Here is a 14,888-nt window from a genome sequence, read left to right as displayed (position 1 = left end):
CACTAATCAGATTGTAAATGAATGTAAAATAATAAATCTGTAACTATATGTTTCTATAGTGTTCTCAATTAATTTTATGTCATTAAACACTTGAATGATTACACAATCGCCAAGATGAAATATTTCTGTAATATTTCTCTGTTTTAATGCCGCCTGAAACAAAAACTTCATGAAAATGCCATATAAGGCATAAACAAAACGAGAACATTATGAGTGCTTCTAATCAGCAAACACTTTTCAATAAAATCTTAAACTGGGCTGCAATTGCTTTCTTAGTTTATTTAGTATTAGTTGCCGTTGGTACAGTCAGTGGTGGTTTTAAATTAGCTTCTGGTGGTAGTGCCGGTGCTAAAGAGATTTTCTCATTCGCAACCAACCCATTTGTTGCCTTATTACTTGGTGCACTTGCAACAGCACTGGTTCAATCATCTTCAACTGTAACATCTGTGATTGTAGGTTTAGTAGCTGGTGGATTGCCTATCAGTATTGCAATTCCAATGGTCATGGGTGCAAACATTGGTACTACAATTACTAATACATTAGTTTCTATTGGTCATATTCGTTCTAAAGAAGAATTCCAACGTGCATTTTCAGCATCAACAGTTCATGACTTCTTTAACCTTCTTGCGGTATTAATCTTCTTACCACTTGAGATCATGTTTGGCTTATTAGAGAAATTTGCATCTAGCCTGGCACATTTATTTGTTGGTGATGCAGACCTTTCACTTAAAAGCTACAACTTCATCAAGCCACTAGTAAAACCAGCTGTAGGTTTAGTTAAAGACGCAGTTAGCTTCTTAGACGGCAAAGCTGTTGGTATTGCAATGGTTGTTATCGGTATTGCGATGATCCTGTTTGCTGTAACTACGCTTGGTAAACTATTGAAAAAAGCACTAGTTGGCAAAGCAAAAGATTTACTACACGGCGCAATCGGTCGTGGTCCAATTGCAGGTATCACATCAGGTGCCGCAGTTACTGTAATGGTTCAATCATCTTCAACCACTACTAGCTTAATGATCCCTCTAGCAGGTAGCGGTGTATTCACTACACGCCAAATTTACCCATTCACACTAGGTGCAAACATTGGTACTACCATCACAGCACTACTTGCAGCAACGTCTATCACAGGTCCGGCAGCAGAAGTGGCACTAACCATTGCCCTAGTTCATGTAATGTTTAATGTATTTGCAGTAGCCCTAATCTACGGCATGCCTTTACTGCGTGAGATTCCATTACAGCTTGCTGACAAACTTGCAAAGATTGGCGCTGAAAATAAGCCAGCAGCGTTAGGTTATGTACTTGGTTCATTCTTCGTACTACCTGGACTAATCATGTTCGCAGTAAGATAACAACTGTGAAATAAATTAAAGAGGAGCCCTGCTCCTCTTTTTTGTCTTTATTGATCTCCTTCATATTAATTCAATAATTTCCTTGCAATTAAATTCTGCTAAGTCTAAATTGACTTTCAAACTTTACTGAAACTTTAAAAATGATCTTATCTCAGAAATTAGAAAACTTTGTATTGCACTGTGGTGAAATGGGTAGCCGCTGGGGTTTTAACAGAACGATTGGACAAATGGTTGGTCTGTTAGTTATCAGTGAACAGCCTCTAAGTGCAAATGAAATTGCTGAAGCACTTAGAATTAGCCGTGGTAATGTCAGTATGGGGATCAAAGAACTACAATCTTGGCAACTGGTTAAAGTCATTCATGTCCCTGGTGATAGAAAAGAATACTATGCACCAAATGGGTCTATTTGGGATTTGGCAAATAAAGTTTTTGAAGAACGAAGAAAAAGAGAAATCGATCCAACACTTACCTTACTTAGAGATTCGATCATAGAACCGGCTCAGTCTAATGAAGAAGCTTATGCTCAAGAGCAAATGCAGCAGATCCATGACTTATTAGAAACGGTAACTAAATGGTCAGCCGAATTACAAAGACTCTCACCTGAACAATTACAAACTCTCATGAAGCTTGGGTCTTCGGTTAGCAAAGTAATAGATTTAAAAGATAAGCTTTTAAAGAAATAATTTCACACTTGCAGGCATTATGCCCAATCAAAAAAGGCAGCTATGAAGCTGCCTTTTTTATATGATAATCGTACTAGATTTTTGGATAGCCAATTCTATCTGATAGGTAACCAACGCTTGTTGCAAAGTAATAAGAACGATTCCAATGCATTAGGGCTTTGTAATTATCATACGCTAAATACATACGACCATTAATGTCGTCAGGCATAACTAACGCAGCTGTAATATCAACTTTAGGTAAGTCTGAACCATCCGCTCTTCGTAAACCCAGAGCTTGCCAATCACTTAAAGAACGCTCTGAATCTTTCCAGTATTCTAGCCATTGTTTACGCGTCTTAGTGCCTCGTTTTAGAACATACTTATGGTCAAAGTTTTCAGGCAGTTGGATTTGGCGACCCCAAGTAAGATTGTCATTCCAACCAGCTTGTTTTAAATAATTAGCAATTGAAGCAAATGCATCAACTTCAGTCGTCCAAATATCTTTTCGCCCGTCACCATCGTAATCAACGGCATACGAATTAAAAGAAGTTGGCATAAACTGAGTTTGACCCATAGCCCCAGCCCAGGAGCCTTTAAATTTATCTAAACTAATATGACCATCTTTTAATATATCAAGTGCAGCCCAAAGCTGACGCTTGTACAAAGCCTCTCGTCTGCCATCGAATGCGAGTGTAACAACAGAACTAATAACAGGGTGGCCACCTTGAATACGACCGAAGTTACTTTCAAGTCCCCATAAGGCAACGATGAATCTAGCTTGTACACCATATTCTTTTGCGATCGTTTCTAAAACAGGTTTATGTTTTGAATATAGGTTTCTGGCTCTATCAACTTTCCACTGAGGCACGCGTTTTGGTAAATAAGTTTCTAGGGTTTCAACCACTTCTGGTTGGTTTTTATCCGCTTTTATAACTTTCTTTTTGAATTTAACCGTTGCAAACGCTTCGTCGATCAAGGTCTGACTATAACCCTTTTCTAGCGCTTCAACTTTCAAGTTTGAAACATATTCATCGAATTTTGCTTGCGTATTAGCAAAGACTGAAAATGATAAACTCGAAGCGATTACTAGAGGAAGAACAAATTTAGACACTATCTACTCCGTTTTGTTTTTTTAATTCATCCAAAAGGTTCTCTTCTTTTGGTGGTAATTGTAAATAAAACCCTTTATCAGTTAACTCAGACTGAACAAGACCGATATCAGCAACACCTAAGCGTTCTCTCTTAGATAAATCGAACATCATGACGTAAATTGGAGTGCCAAACATACCCATTAAAGGTTCAGGAATTTTGCTAAAATCATCACGTTTTTCAATGTAAAGGTAAGTATCTGCTCTTTTTGAGCTTTTGTAGACCGCAGTTAGCATTATAACCCTATAAATTCTTGCTTATATCTTAACAGCACTATAACATGACTAAAAATATAATTGGAAAGTTTAGCGAGCAACAATGAATCTTAGATAAAGCTTCAGTTCTATGCTTCATATGCTCTCTTTCTAATTTTATAAACTGGATAATTATAAGAACTGCGTAATATGTCTGAACAAACATTCGAGTTAAAAGGCAACCTTTTCACTCTTTCTGTATTACATCTATTTAAAGTCGACTTAGCTCTATTACGCAAAGAGCTAGACGAAAAGATTTCACAAGCACCAAAATTTTTCCAAGGTGCGCCTATCGTAGTTAATCTTTCACAGGTTAAAGAAGAATCAATTGATTTTCTTGAACTTCGCAATGCAATTTCTGCTTTACAACTCAACCCTGTTGGTGTCTGTAACGGTTCCGAGCAGCAAAATATTTCTGCTAAAGAAGTTGGCTTGTCAGTGCTAAATTACAGTCAAGACGTGCAAAAGCCAAAACCTAATACTTCAGCCGAGGTTGTAGAAAAAGAAGTTTATTTACCGCCTCAAGTTATTCAAACAACAGTGCGTTCTGGTCAACAAATTTATGCCAAAGGCAGAGACTTAATTGTGCTTGGAGCAGTAAGTCACGGCGCTGAAGTAATCGCAGATGGTAATATTCATATTTATGGTACTTTGAGAGGTCGTGCAATAGCAGGCGCTTCGGGTGCACGAGATGCGGCAATTTATTGTCAACAATTAAAAGCTGAGTTAGTTTCAATCAATGGTAGCTATTGGTTAAGTGAATCACTTCAAGGTGAATATTGGGAACAACCAGCACAAATAACACAACGTAACGAATCTTTAGAAATAACAGCTTTGGTCAAAGGATAATTCAGATGGCAAAAATTATTGTCGTAACTTCAGGTAAAGGTGGTGTAGGTAAAACTACCTCTAGCGCAGCAATTGGCACAGGCCTGGCGCTCAAAGGATACAAAACAGCCATTATTGACTTTGATATTGGCCTTAGAAACCTTGATTTAATTATGGGTTGTGAACGCAGAGTTGTTTATGACTTTGTTAACGTGATTAATGGTGAAGCAAATTTAAATCAAGCACTAATCAAAGACAAAAGAGTTGAAAAACTCTATATCCTTCCTGCATCACAAACACGTGACAAAGATGCACTTACAAAAGAAGGCGTAGAAAAAGTTTTAGAAGAGTTAAAAGAAGAGTTTGACTATATTGTATGTGATTCGCCTGCAGGTATAGAAGCTGGTGCTATGATGGCGCTGTATTTTGCGGATGAAGCAATTGTAACAACAAACCCTGAAGTATCTTCTGTTCGAGATTCAGATCGAATTTTAGGTATTTTACAGAGTAAATCTCGCCGAGCTGAGCAAGGGTTAGAACCTGTTAAAGAACATCTACTTCTTACACGCTACAACCCTGAACGTGTTAACGCGGGTGAAATGTTGTCTGTGGAAGATGTACAAGAAATACTTGCTATTGACCTTCTTGGCGTGATCCCAGAATCAACGGCAGTGCTAAATGCCTCTAACTCTGGTCAACCTGTTATCCTTGATAATGAATCTGACGCTGGTCAAGCTTACGCTGATGCAATTAATCGCTTACTTGGTGAAGTCGTTGACTTCAGATTCTTAGAAGTTGAGAAGAAAGGCTTATTCAAGCGTATATTTGGAGGATAATATGTCATTACTCGATTATTTTCGTTCAGAAAAGAAATCAAGCGCTTCGCTGGCTAAAGAGCGACTTCAAATTATCGTTGCACATGAACGCTCAAAACGCGGCACGCCTGATTACTTGCCACAATTAAAGCAAGATATTCTAGATGTTATTAGAAAGTACGTGAAGGTCGACTCTGATGCTGTAAACGTCCAATTTGAACAAAATGAAGATGATTTAGCAGTTCTTGAACTTAACGTTACATTACCTGATGACGAAAAGCCTTAATAAAAAAGCCTAGGCAATGCCTAGGCTTTTTTATTTTCATCGACAAACTTTAACTATTGCCATTCAGCAAGAACGTCTTTTAAAAACTCCCATCGCCAAGATTTAAGTAGTTCTGGCCTAATTAATAAACTCCTTGCTTCATCAGTGTGTTTCCATTTCCAACTGATCAATTGATTAATTTGTTTTTTTGAAGCAAATACGTCAGCAGGAATTTCTGTGGTCGAAGCCACTTGCTTTATTTTAGTTGCAATGTCTTTTGCAGCTCTTTTGTATTGTGGGTAATCAATCAAGCGAAGTAATTTCTCAGGACATGCTTCTATATCGACTGATTTCGCCTGCTCGATGAGGTTTAGAATTTCTTTACCAGAGCGATTTACTTCCATCGCCTCTACACCAGGAATATTTCTCAAAGAAGAAAGGCTAGTAGGCCGGCGCCTTGCTATCTCAACCATATTTTGTTCTTTTAAAACAAAATTCAAAGCTAAATTTTTATTTTTAGCTTTACTCCTTCTCCACGGCGCAAGCAGTTTTAAAGCAGCTAAATCTCGCGGTTTAAGTTGCCACGCATTTTTAATATCTTGGTAAAGTAATTCATCTGGTAATTCGTAAGAACGTTTCTCAATAACCAATTGGCTTTCTTCAAGTACAATATGGGTTAAACCCTTTTCAGAGATTTGCTTATAAATATGCTCAAAACATGGCAACAGATAAAACACATCACTGGCTGCATAATCTAATTGCTTCGTTGTCAATGGCCTCTGTAACCAGTTTGTCCTTGATTCACTTTTATCAATCTCTATTTTAAGGATTTGCTTAACCATATTTGCAAAACCAACACAATTACCTTCACCTAATAATTGCAAAGCGAATTGAGTATCGAACATAGGCGTTGGTACAAAACCAGCGAAGTTATTGAACACTTCAATGTCTTCAGACGGTGAATGAAGTATTTTTAATACATCAGCTGATTTCAAAATATCCCAAAAATCAGAATAATCTAACGCTGCTAATGGATCTATTAATGCTAAGTTTTGTCCGTCGAAAACTTGGATTAGTGCAACTTCAGGGTATAAAGTACGACGACGCATGAACTCTGTATCTAATGCCAACATAGTGGCGTCACCAATCGCTTTTACAAATTGATCTAATTGTTGTTGCTCTGTAATGACTTGGTACTGCACTTTCACTCCTAAGCCTTGGGTTATAAAAAAACCGGCTTTCGCCGGTTTTTATCAATCTTTTAAAGCACGCCTTAGAATTTTTCCGACGTTAGTTTTTGGTAACTCGTCACGGAACTCTACTAGTTTAGGTACTTTATAATTGGTCAAATTATCTCGACAATGATTGATTATATCTTTTTCTGTTAAGGATGGGTCTTTTTTAACGACAAATACTTTAACTTGTTCACCACTAACTTCATGCGGTACACCAATGGCAGCAACTTCAAGCACACCATCATGCATGGCAACAATTTCTTCGATTTCGTTAGGGAACACATTGAAACCAGACACTAAGATCATATCTTTTTTACGGTCAACGATGTAGAAGAAACCTTCGTCATCGTAAGTTGCGATATCACCCGTAGCAAACCAACCATCCTTAAGACACTCTGCAGTAGCTTCTGGACGATTATAGTAACCTTGCATGACCTGTGGGCCTTTAACGCAAAGCTCACCGGCCTCACCTTTAGGTGCTTCTTCGCCGTTTTCAAGAATAATCTTAAGTTCAGTACTCGGAGCAGGTAAACCGATTGAACCATTGTAACCATCTAAGTCATATGGGCAGATTGTTACAAGCGGTGCACACTCTGTTAGACCATAACCTTCCATTAGTTTGCTCTTGGTAACTGCTTGCCACTTTTCTGCCACAGGGCGTTGAACAGCCATACCGCCACCTAGCGACATTTTCAACTTAGAAAAGTCTAAATCAGAAAATCCAGGAGTATTCAACAAGCCATTAAATAAGGTATTAACCCCTGTGATAGCAGTGAACGGGTACTTAGCTAATTCTTTAACAAACCCAGCCATATCACGTGGATTGGTAATTAAGATATTATGACCACCATACTTCATAAATGTTAAGCAGTTTGCTGTTAATGCGAAAATGTGGTAAAGCGGGAGTGCCGTAATAACAACTTCTTTTCCTTTGTCTAGTACATTGTCTAAACAGCCTGAAACTTGCTCTAGGTTACCCACCATATTGCCATGTGAAAGCATTGCACCTTTAGATACACCAGTAGTACCACCCGTATATTGCAAAAATGCTAAGTCATCTCTATGAATATCTGGTGCTTTATACGCATTCGGATCAGCACTAACGACTTCATTAAAAGGAATAGCATTTGGTAATGAAAATGGCGGGACCATCTTTTTCACGCGCTTAACAACGAAGTTAACTAAATGCTTCTTAACCCCGCCCAACATGTCGCCAATTTGTGTAAGTACAACATGTTTAACGTTTGTCTTACCAATCACGCTTTCAAGCGTATTAGCAAAGTTTGCAAGAATAAAAATGGCTTTAGTTTCAGAGTCATTCAACTGATGCTCTAATTCTCGCGCTGTGTATAAAGGGTTTACATTCACTACGGTACAACCGGCACGAAGTACACCTAAAATACTAATTGGTGTTTGCAATAAGTTCGGCATCATCACCGCAACCTTATCGCCTCGACCTAACCCTAATGTATTTTGTAGATAGCTAGCAACTGCTTTTGTTGCAATATCAACTTGTTGATATGTCATCGTTTTTGACATATTGCTGTACGCAGGTAAAGACGCGTACTCAGTAAAACTTTTGTCAAATAATTCAAGCAGTGAGTTGTAGTGCTCTGGATCAATTGTTTCAGGCATACCTTTTGGGTAACGCTTTAACCAAATTTTATCCACAGTAACTCCTCGTTTATCGTTCTTATTTTAATATTAACCTTAATCTATCTAAGGCACTTTAACAATTGAGCAAAAACTCTAATTTACCGATATTCCCACATTTCTCTTCAATGTACAATCAAGATTCATTATATGCGTCGAAATGAGATGAAATTGTTTGTAAAGTTTGCGCTGCATTTTCCATATGGCAGTGATGACCTCCAGGCATAACAGATACCGTCAAATTTTGAAAACAATCTCTAAATAATTTTAGCTGAGCATCTATCATGGGGTACCCCTGCTCTGCTTTTATAAACAGTGTTGGGGTTTTAATACCATCTAAACAAGACAAAGCTTGTGCTGTAGAGAACCTGAAACCTGAATGTTGCTTTAAACGTGGATCAGTTTTAAGTTTAACGCCTTGTTCTACAAATTCCGTATTTCGTTTCATCAAAAGTTCGGCGTTATCATAATCTAATTCTGAAACCTTCATTCTTGTCTTTACAACATCATCAAAACTTCTAAACGATTTGCTTTCCAAACTCTCAGATGACTTCTTTCTTTGTTTAAAAGCGTTTAATAACTGCTGTTTTGTATCGCTCGGTTTGGTTGTGACTATCCCTATTCCATCAATCAAACTCATAGCTGCAATGCGTTCAGGATAACAGGCGGAATATAGATTACAGATCATGGCACCCATTGAGTGGCCCACTAAGAAAACTTTATTGAAATCAAGCTCTTCAATTAGTCTTTTCAAGTCATAAACATAATCAATAAAATAATAGTGGGCATCATGACTTTTCCAGTGAGATTCTCCATGCCCTGGCAAATCAATTGCAAGCCAAGTGTAGTCAAGCGTATTCAAACCCTCAGCGAAGATCGGAGCAAAACTATTGCAGTTATCTAACCAACCATGAAGGCAGATAATCAAGTTTTTACCACTTCCTTTAACCTTTCCCGATAAACCAAGCTGCCTTAAAGCTTTAAACGTATTTTTTTCGCTACTTGTCATATTTTCATTATTTAAAAAACACTTAACTGGTAATATCTTTACCTTACTTAGATTTAAAAGCAAAAAATATCAGTAAATAATAGCTAAATACTACTCATTAATAATCGAGTGTTATAGCTAGATAACTATCTGTTCACACGGGAAGAAATAAGGAACTTATATGAAGTACGCGATGAGCGCATTAACAACATCGTGCTTAATGGCTTTTGGTAGTCATGCATTTGCTACCGAAGCACCAAAGAATATTATTTACATGATTGGTGATGGTATGGGCCCAGCTTTTACCACTGCATATCGTTATTATTCTGACAACCAAAATACCAAAGTAGTAGAACCCACTATATTTGACCAAATCCTTGTTGGTATGGCACACACCTACCCTGACGATGATACTTATGTCACTGACAGTGCAGCAGGTGCAACAGCACTTAGTACTGCTACTAAAACCTATAATGGTGCAATTGCGGTCGACACACATAAAAAACCTTTGAAAACCATGCTTCAAGTAGCCAAAGAAAAAGGTATGCGTACTGGTTTAGTATCTACTTCACAAATAAACCACGCTACACCAGCGAGTTTCGCAGCACATAACGAATCTCGTCGTAACTATGATGAGATCGCTGATGATTACTTCGACATAAAAATTGCAGGAAAGCTACCCGTCGATTTAATGCTTGGTGGTGGCGTGCAATATTTTAAACGCAGCGACAGAAACTTAATTAAAGAGTTTGAAAAAGCGGGTTATCAATATACGTCTGATTGGCAAAAATTAAATCAAATTGAACAATTACCAGCACTGGGTCTATTTGCTGACAAAGCGTTTCCTCACGCAATCGATGAGAATCCAAACCGCTTAGAAAAAATGACGTTTAAATCTTTAGATTTAATATCTAAAAACAATGATAAAGGTTTCTTTATCATGCTAGAAGGCAGCCAAATTGATTGGTGCGGTCACGCAAATGATATTGCATGTGCCATGAAAGAAATGCACGACTTTGCCAAATCAATTGAACTTGCCAAAGCATATGTTGACCAAAACCCCGACACGTTATTAGTTGTAACCGCCGACCATTCTACGGGCGGTTTAACCTTAGGTGCGAATGGTAAATACACTTGGCTACCAGATGAGGTGAAGAAAGTAAATTCGTCTGTTATGACGATAACTAAGTCACTACTTGAAGCCGATGATTTAAAAACTGCTTGGTCTCAACATACAAGTTTAGCGCTTAGTAAAGACAATTTAGCTTCGCTATCAAAAGCTAAAAAAGACGGTGATGAAGCGCTTTACAAAGCCATCAATAAAGTCATTAATACAGCGACTTATACTGGCTGGACGACAAGCGGTCATACTGCAATCGATGTACAAGTATTTGCTTACGGCAAAGGCTATGAACAATTTATAGGGTCACAGAACAACACTCAAATTGCAGAAAAACTAATTCACTTTATCGAAAAGTAATTTATAGATAAATAATCAGTTTTAAAAAGCCAGAACACTGTTCTGGCTTTTAAATATTTAAGCGTGATAGCGGGATTTATTCTCTACCAGGCAGCTTTTTCCAAGTTACCGTATCTCTGACATAATGAGGCTGCGCATCGGCAGCTTGAACTGTGTTACCTTTAACAAACTCAACTTCTGCAATTTTTAGCATATACGCGGCATCAGGTAAGGTAATTTCAGAGATGACATCTAAATTTAATTCAGCGGCTTGCTCAGCATAAGGTTCCCATGCAGTTCCTACCGCAGTTATGCCTTTAATTGATTCAGGTAAATCAGCTGGCGCACACACCACTTCATTTTCATCTATGTGTAATTCAGCTAGCCCTGTTTCAGATTTGAAATAATGAGCGAAATAAATCTCGCCCATTCTCGCATCGATACCCGTAACGACTGAATCTAGTTCTTTTTCTTCCAATGCTTGTTGAGCCATTGCCTGTAGTGTTGAAACCCCCACCAGCGGAAGGTTTGCACCGTAAGCCAGCCCCTGCGCGATCGCAACACTAATACGGACACCAGTAAAACTGCCCGGTCCGCGACCAAATACAATGCCATCTAAATCTTGTAACTTACAACCTGCTTTGTCTAATAACTCAGAAACTAAAGGCAACACTTTTTGGCTATGTTGCTGAGGACAAACTTCAAAATGTTTAACTGTTTGACCATTAAATTGAATGGCAATACTTAGCGCTTCAGTTGAAGCATCTAAAGCTAATAGATTATAAGTCATATTATTCTATGTTCTCTAAAAACTGTAATGCGCTTTGAAAATCTCTTGTGCGGCGCATATTAGGTAAGCTTTGTAAAAATGTCTGCCCATATTTTCGCGTAACTAGACGGTTATCGCAAATGACAAGTACACCTTTATCACTGTGATCTCGAATTAAGCGACCGACACCTTGTTTAAGATTAATGATTGCTTGGGGTAATTGAATGTCTTCAAAAGGCTCACCACCGGTCAATTCACAATCTTTCATTCTAGCTTGTAATAATGGATCGTCAGGTGATGTAAAAGGCAGTTTATCAATTAACACACAACTGAGTGCATCACCACGAACATCAACCCCTTCCCAAAAAGAAGCTGTGCCCATCAATACCGCATTTCCGTGTCGAATAAACTGTTCTAGAATGATCCGCTTAGACGATTGTCCCTGCATAAACACAGGATATTCAGTAGCAGTACTTAACCCCTCGTAAACTAAGTGCATGACTCTGTAACTGGTGAAAAGTAAAAATGTCCGCCCTTTTGCCGCTTTTATAAGCTCTTTGGCGAGTTTTACCAGGCTATGTGGCATCATATCGTCACTTGTTTCAGGTAAATATCTAGGCATGCATAACACCGCCTGATTTTCATAATCAAAGGGACTTTCGACCAATAGTTGTTGCTTAGGTTTTAAGCCCAAACTCTTATTAAAATGATCTAACGAATCATTTACTGACAAGGTCGCTGACGCGAACGTAAAACTCGCTTGCGTACGCTCTATAATTTCTTTGAATTTATTTGCGACGTTTAAAGGTGTGATATTGATCGTTAAAAAGCGTCTAGTTGTCTCGTACCAATAGCTGTAACCCGTTTGTGTGGTGTCAAATGCACGCTCTAATTGATTTTTGAACTGCAATACCTTTTCAAATGGATGCTCAATTTTGTCGCTTCTATCAAGGCAGAGTTTTAAAACTTTATATAAGAAATCTAGATCGGAAATGACACGGTGCAACGCATCACAAATGGTTTTGCTAGTTAAAGATTCTCGCCAATCTCCTCTTGAACTCTCACCTGCAAAAGCGAGTCGAAGATCGGCAACTGCCGTTTCTAACTTATTGAGTGTATTACCCAATTGCAACATGTCTGGAATATCAGAGCGGTAGATTAAACGCAGATCGTTGATTAAAGCCACCAGCTGTTTGGTGCTTATGCTGTCGCCAAAATAATCACTGGCTATTTCTGGAATTTGGTGTGCTTCATCAAAAATATAATTGTCAGCGTCCGGCATAAGCTCTGCAAAGCCTGAATCTTTCACCGCCATATCAGCAAAAAATAAGTGATGATTTATCACAACAATATCTGCCTCCATGGCTTTAATACGTGCTTTTCTAATGTAGCATTCAGCGTAATCAGGACACTCCTTGCCTAAACAGTTATCCGCCGTTGAGTTTACATAAGGTAATACTTTGGCATCTTCTTCAATTCCAACACAATCGGCTAAATCACCCGTATTAGTTTGAGAGGCAAACTTTGCAACCATGGCTAGTTGATGCATCACATCAGGGTCATCGGTTGGCACATGTGCGACATGCTGCTCAAGTCGATAGGTACAAAGATAATTTGCACGCCCTTTTAATAGGGCAACTTTTCGACCTTTATTCAGAATTTTAGTAAGTTGCGGCAAGTCTCGATGATAAAGCTGCTCTTGTAGTGCTTTAGAGCCAGTAGTAATGATCGATTTTTTTTCGCTGAGTAACACTGGAATTAAATACGCGAATGTTTTACCGGTACCTGTTCCTGCCTCGACTACACATTGAGATTTATTTTCTATTGCGGCATGCACCATCTCAGCCATATCAATTTGAGGCTGTCTTGGTTTATATCCAGGAATATTTAAAGCTAATGGACCTGATTCTGAAAAAAGCGTTTTAATTTGCAAGAAGTGACTACAACAGTGTTTTTTGCAATTGTACGGTTTAGTGTTTAGATGAGCAACCGAGTGTTCGAAAACATAACTAATCTGTTACGCCCATACATCTAAATGATTACCCTCATCTTTGTCGTTTTCATTTTGTTTTTGCTTTTTATTGGGTGATTGCTCATTGGATTTTCTTTTTACGTCTTCTTTTTTGGCTTTATCGAGTTTTATTTTTTCAACTTTATTATCGATAACACCTGCAACATAGAAAGTCGGCTTATGTGACACCTCAAGCCTAATTATGTTATTTAACAATAACTTAAATGCATCCATTATATCCTCCTGCAAGCTTGTACCTACTCCTTATTATCGACCGTTATAATTTATACTTTAAAAAAATCAAATTTTTAGTTGCACTGAAACCGTAAAATATGTTCTTCTAATTACGTTATCAAAATTGATTAAGAGAATTTACATGTTTATTACACTGACAACTATTCATCATCACCATCATACACCCGAATAGCCTGTCAGGTATTTCGCTGGTGGGTTATTCCTAAAAGGAACCTCCCGGCGACTCAACTCAGAATTTATATCGCCCCGAGGTTCCCTCGGGGTTTTTCGTTTTAGAACAAAGGATATAAATTATGAGTACTAACAATCGTTTAAGAATCGCAATTCAAAAATCAGGCAGACTTTCAAAAGATTGCCAAGAACTTCTCAAGCAACTAGGTGTTAAATTAAACCTGCGTGAACAACGCTTAATTGCACACTCAACCAATATGCCTATCGATGTTTTACGTGTTCGTGATGACGATATTCCAGGTCTTGTAATGGACGGTGTATGTGACCTAGGTATCGTTGGCGAAAATGTACTTGAAGAAACACAAGCTGAGCGTCAAAGTCTAAACCAATATTCTGAAGTACTGAAACTGTCTAAGTTAGATTTTGGCTATTGCCGCCTTGCACTTGCATGGCCACAAGAGCTTGGTCCACAAGAAAAGTCATGGTTTGAAGGCAAGCGTATTGCAACAACTTACCCTGAAATTTTAAAAGGCTACCTAAAACGTGAAGGCATTAACGCAAGCGCGGTAATGCTAACCGGCTCTGTAGAAGTCGCTCCTCGTGCTGGACTTGCTGATGCAATCTGTGATCTCGTTTCTACTGGCGCAACCCTTGAAGCAAACGGCTTAATGCAGGGTGATACTATTCTTGAATCAAATGCATGCCTTATTCAAAACCCAAAACTGAACGATGAAGATAAGCTTGCACTAATCAATAAATTAATGCCGCGCTTAAAAGGTGTTAAACAAGCTAAAGAAAGCAAGTACATCATGCTACACGCGCCTAAAGCAAAATTAACTGAAGTGTGTGAACTACTGCCTGGTACTGGTCAACCTACCCTACTATCACTTGCTGGCTCAGACGATTATGTGGCGCTACACATGGTAAGTAGCGAGACATTATTCTGGGAAACCATGGAAGAGCTAAAAGCACTTGGTGCAAACTCTATCCTCGTCATGCCAATTGAAAAAATGATGGAGTAACAA

Annotated in this window: 15 protein-coding genes; 7 read left to right on the top strand and 8 right to left on the bottom strand. The window is 38.4% G+C overall.

All coding sequences use genetic code 11. From position 1 onward, the window contains the following. The first annotated feature begins 209 nt into the window (after window positions 1-209). Window positions 210-1,349 (top strand): Na/Pi symporter, encoded by a 1,140-nt coding sequence (locus ABMY35_RS15390; protein ID WP_349287026.1) that lies wholly within the window; start codon window positions 210-212, stop codon window positions 1,347-1,349. Window positions 1,350-1,489: 140 nt separating this feature from the next. Beyond that, a complete protein-coding gene (locus ABMY35_RS15385) occupies window positions 1,490-2,032 on the top strand; it encodes a MarR family transcriptional regulator (protein ID WP_349287025.1) in 543 nt (180 codons plus the stop codon). A gap of 73 nt (window positions 2,033-2,105) precedes the next feature. Here the strand turns inward: ABMY35_RS15385 and ABMY35_RS15380 are convergent, their stop codons facing one another. Continuing rightward, the gene (locus ABMY35_RS15380) at window positions 2,106-3,125 is read right to left on the bottom strand and encodes a lytic murein transglycosylase (protein WP_138566554.1); all 1,020 of its coding nucleotides are present in this window, start codon (window positions 3,123-3,125) and stop codon (window positions 2,106-2,108) included. Further along, entirely contained in the window at window positions 3,115-3,396 is a 282-nt protein-coding gene (locus ABMY35_RS15375; protein WP_349287024.1) for a YcgL domain-containing protein, read from the bottom strand. The genes ABMY35_RS15380 and ABMY35_RS15375 overlap by 11 nt, the downstream gene beginning before the upstream one ends. 168 nt (window positions 3,397-3,564) lie before the next feature. On the opposite strand from ABMY35_RS15375, the gene minC reads away from it, so the two are divergent. The 3 genes from minC to minE are packed head-to-tail and all read left to right on the top strand — an operon-like array spanning window position 3,565 to window position 5,343. After that, complete coding sequence (gene minC, locus ABMY35_RS15370; protein ID WP_349287023.1) at window positions 3,565-4,263, top strand: septum site-determining protein MinC; 699 nt, start codon at window positions 3,565-3,567, stop codon at window positions 4,261-4,263. Window positions 4,264-4,268: 5 nt separating this feature from the next. Continuing rightward, a complete protein-coding gene (minD, locus tag ABMY35_RS15365) occupies window positions 4,269-5,078 on the top strand; it encodes a septum site-determining protein MinD (RefSeq protein ID WP_349287022.1) in 810 nt (269 codons plus the stop codon). Between the two features lies 1 nt (window position 5,079). Next, window positions 5,080-5,343 carry a cell division topological specificity factor MinE gene (gene minE, locus ABMY35_RS15360; RefSeq protein WP_349287021.1) on the top strand — a complete coding sequence of 88 codons (264 nt, stop codon included), beginning with the start codon at window positions 5,080-5,082 and terminating at the stop codon, window positions 5,341-5,343. A gap of 53 nt (window positions 5,344-5,396) precedes the next feature. On the opposite strand, the gene rnd is transcribed toward minE, so the two are convergent. From rnd to ABMY35_RS15345, 3 genes are all read right to left on the bottom strand, one after another. Beyond that, window positions 5,397-6,524: a ribonuclease D gene (gene rnd / locus ABMY35_RS15355; protein WP_349287020.1), complete on the bottom strand. Its 1,128-nt coding sequence runs from the start codon at window positions 6,522-6,524 to the stop codon at window positions 5,397-5,399. Between the two features lie 51 nt (window positions 6,525-6,575). After that, window positions 6,576-8,228 (bottom strand): long-chain-fatty-acid--CoA ligase FadD, encoded by a 1,653-nt coding sequence (gene fadD / locus ABMY35_RS15350; RefSeq protein WP_349287019.1) that lies wholly within the window; start codon window positions 8,226-8,228, stop codon window positions 6,576-6,578. Between the two features lie 118 nt (window positions 8,229-8,346). Continuing rightward, window positions 8,347-9,219 carry an alpha/beta hydrolase gene (locus ABMY35_RS15345; RefSeq protein WP_349287018.1) on the bottom strand — a complete coding sequence of 291 codons (873 nt, stop codon included), beginning with the start codon at window positions 9,217-9,219 and terminating at the stop codon, window positions 8,347-8,349. A 199-nt stretch (window positions 9,220-9,418) separates the two neighbouring features. Between ABMY35_RS15345 and ABMY35_RS15340 the strand changes: the two genes are divergently transcribed. After that, window positions 9,419-10,678, top strand: a complete 1,260-nt coding sequence (locus tag ABMY35_RS15340) for an alkaline phosphatase (RefSeq protein ID WP_349287107.1) — start codon at window positions 9,419-9,421, stop codon at window positions 10,676-10,678. Between the two features lie 76 nt (window positions 10,679-10,754). Here the strand turns inward: ABMY35_RS15340 and tsaB are convergent, their stop codons facing one another. From tsaB to ABMY35_RS15325, 3 genes are all read right to left on the bottom strand, one after another. After that, the gene (gene tsaB, locus ABMY35_RS15335) at window positions 10,755-11,447 is read right to left on the bottom strand and encodes a tRNA (adenosine(37)-N6)-threonylcarbamoyltransferase complex dimerization subunit type 1 TsaB (RefSeq protein WP_349287017.1); all 693 of its coding nucleotides are present in this window, start codon (window positions 11,445-11,447) and stop codon (window positions 10,755-10,757) included. A 1-nt stretch (window position 11,448) separates the two neighbouring features. Next, entirely contained in the window at window positions 11,449-13,359 is a 1,911-nt protein-coding gene (locus ABMY35_RS15330; protein WP_349287016.1) for an ATP-dependent DNA helicase, read from the bottom strand. An 84-nt stretch (window positions 13,360-13,443) separates the two neighbouring features. Next, the gene (locus ABMY35_RS15325; protein ID WP_349287015.1) at window positions 13,444-13,671 is read right to left on the bottom strand and encodes a hypothetical protein; all 228 of its coding nucleotides are present in this window, start codon (window positions 13,669-13,671) and stop codon (window positions 13,444-13,446) included. A gap of 314 nt (window positions 13,672-13,985) precedes the next feature. Between ABMY35_RS15325 and hisG the strand changes: the two genes are divergently transcribed. Beyond that, window positions 13,986-14,885: an ATP phosphoribosyltransferase gene (gene hisG, locus ABMY35_RS15320; RefSeq protein ID WP_349287014.1), complete on the top strand. Its 900-nt coding sequence runs from the start codon at window positions 13,986-13,988 to the stop codon at window positions 14,883-14,885. Window positions 14,886-14,888: the final 3 nt, after the last annotated feature.

It is taken from the genome of Pseudoalteromonas sp. BZB3 (assembly GCF_040104455.1).
Lineage (GTDB): Bacteria > Pseudomonadota > Gammaproteobacteria > Enterobacterales > Alteromonadaceae > Pseudoalteromonas.
This window is presented reverse-complemented; position numbering and strand designations above follow the sequence as displayed.

What these genes read in the sequence shown, in the direction of transcription:
- tsaB (WP_349287017.1), bottom strand. Translation starts at nt 11,447, where the DNA reads ATGACTTATAATCTATTAGCTTTAGATGCTTCAACTGAAGCGCTAAGT.
- ABMY35_RS15385 (WP_349287025.1), top strand. Translation starts at nt 1,490, where the DNA reads ATGATCTTATCTCAGAAATTAGAAAACTTTGTATTGCACTGTGGTGAA.
- ABMY35_RS15390 (WP_349287026.1), top strand. Translation starts at nt 210, where the DNA reads ATGAGTGCTTCTAATCAGCAAACACTTTTCAATAAAATCTTAAACTGG.
- minD (WP_349287022.1), top strand. Translation starts at nt 4,269, where the DNA reads ATGGCAAAAATTATTGTCGTAACTTCAGGTAAAGGTGGTGTAGGTAAA.
- ABMY35_RS15375 (WP_349287024.1), bottom strand. Translation starts at nt 3,396, where the DNA reads ATGCTAACTGCGGTCTACAAAAGCTCAAAAAGAGCAGATACTTACCTT.
- ABMY35_RS15345 (WP_349287018.1), bottom strand. Translation starts at nt 9,219, where the DNA reads ATGACAAGTAGCGAAAAAAATACGTTTAAAGCTTTAAGGCAGCTTGGT.
- hisG (WP_349287014.1), top strand. Translation starts at nt 13,986, where the DNA reads ATGAGTACTAACAATCGTTTAAGAATCGCAATTCAAAAATCAGGCAGA.
- ABMY35_RS15325 (WP_349287015.1), bottom strand. Translation starts at nt 13,671, where the DNA reads ATGGATGCATTTAAGTTATTGTTAAATAACATAATTAGGCTTGAGGTG.
- minC (WP_349287023.1), top strand. Translation starts at nt 3,565, where the DNA reads ATGTCTGAACAAACATTCGAGTTAAAAGGCAACCTTTTCACTCTTTCT.
- ABMY35_RS15340 (WP_349287107.1), top strand. Translation starts at nt 9,419, where the DNA reads ATGGCTTTTGGTAGTCATGCATTTGCTACCGAAGCACCAAAGAATATT.
- minE (WP_349287021.1), top strand. Translation starts at nt 5,080, where the DNA reads ATGTCATTACTCGATTATTTTCGTTCAGAAAAGAAATCAAGCGCTTCG.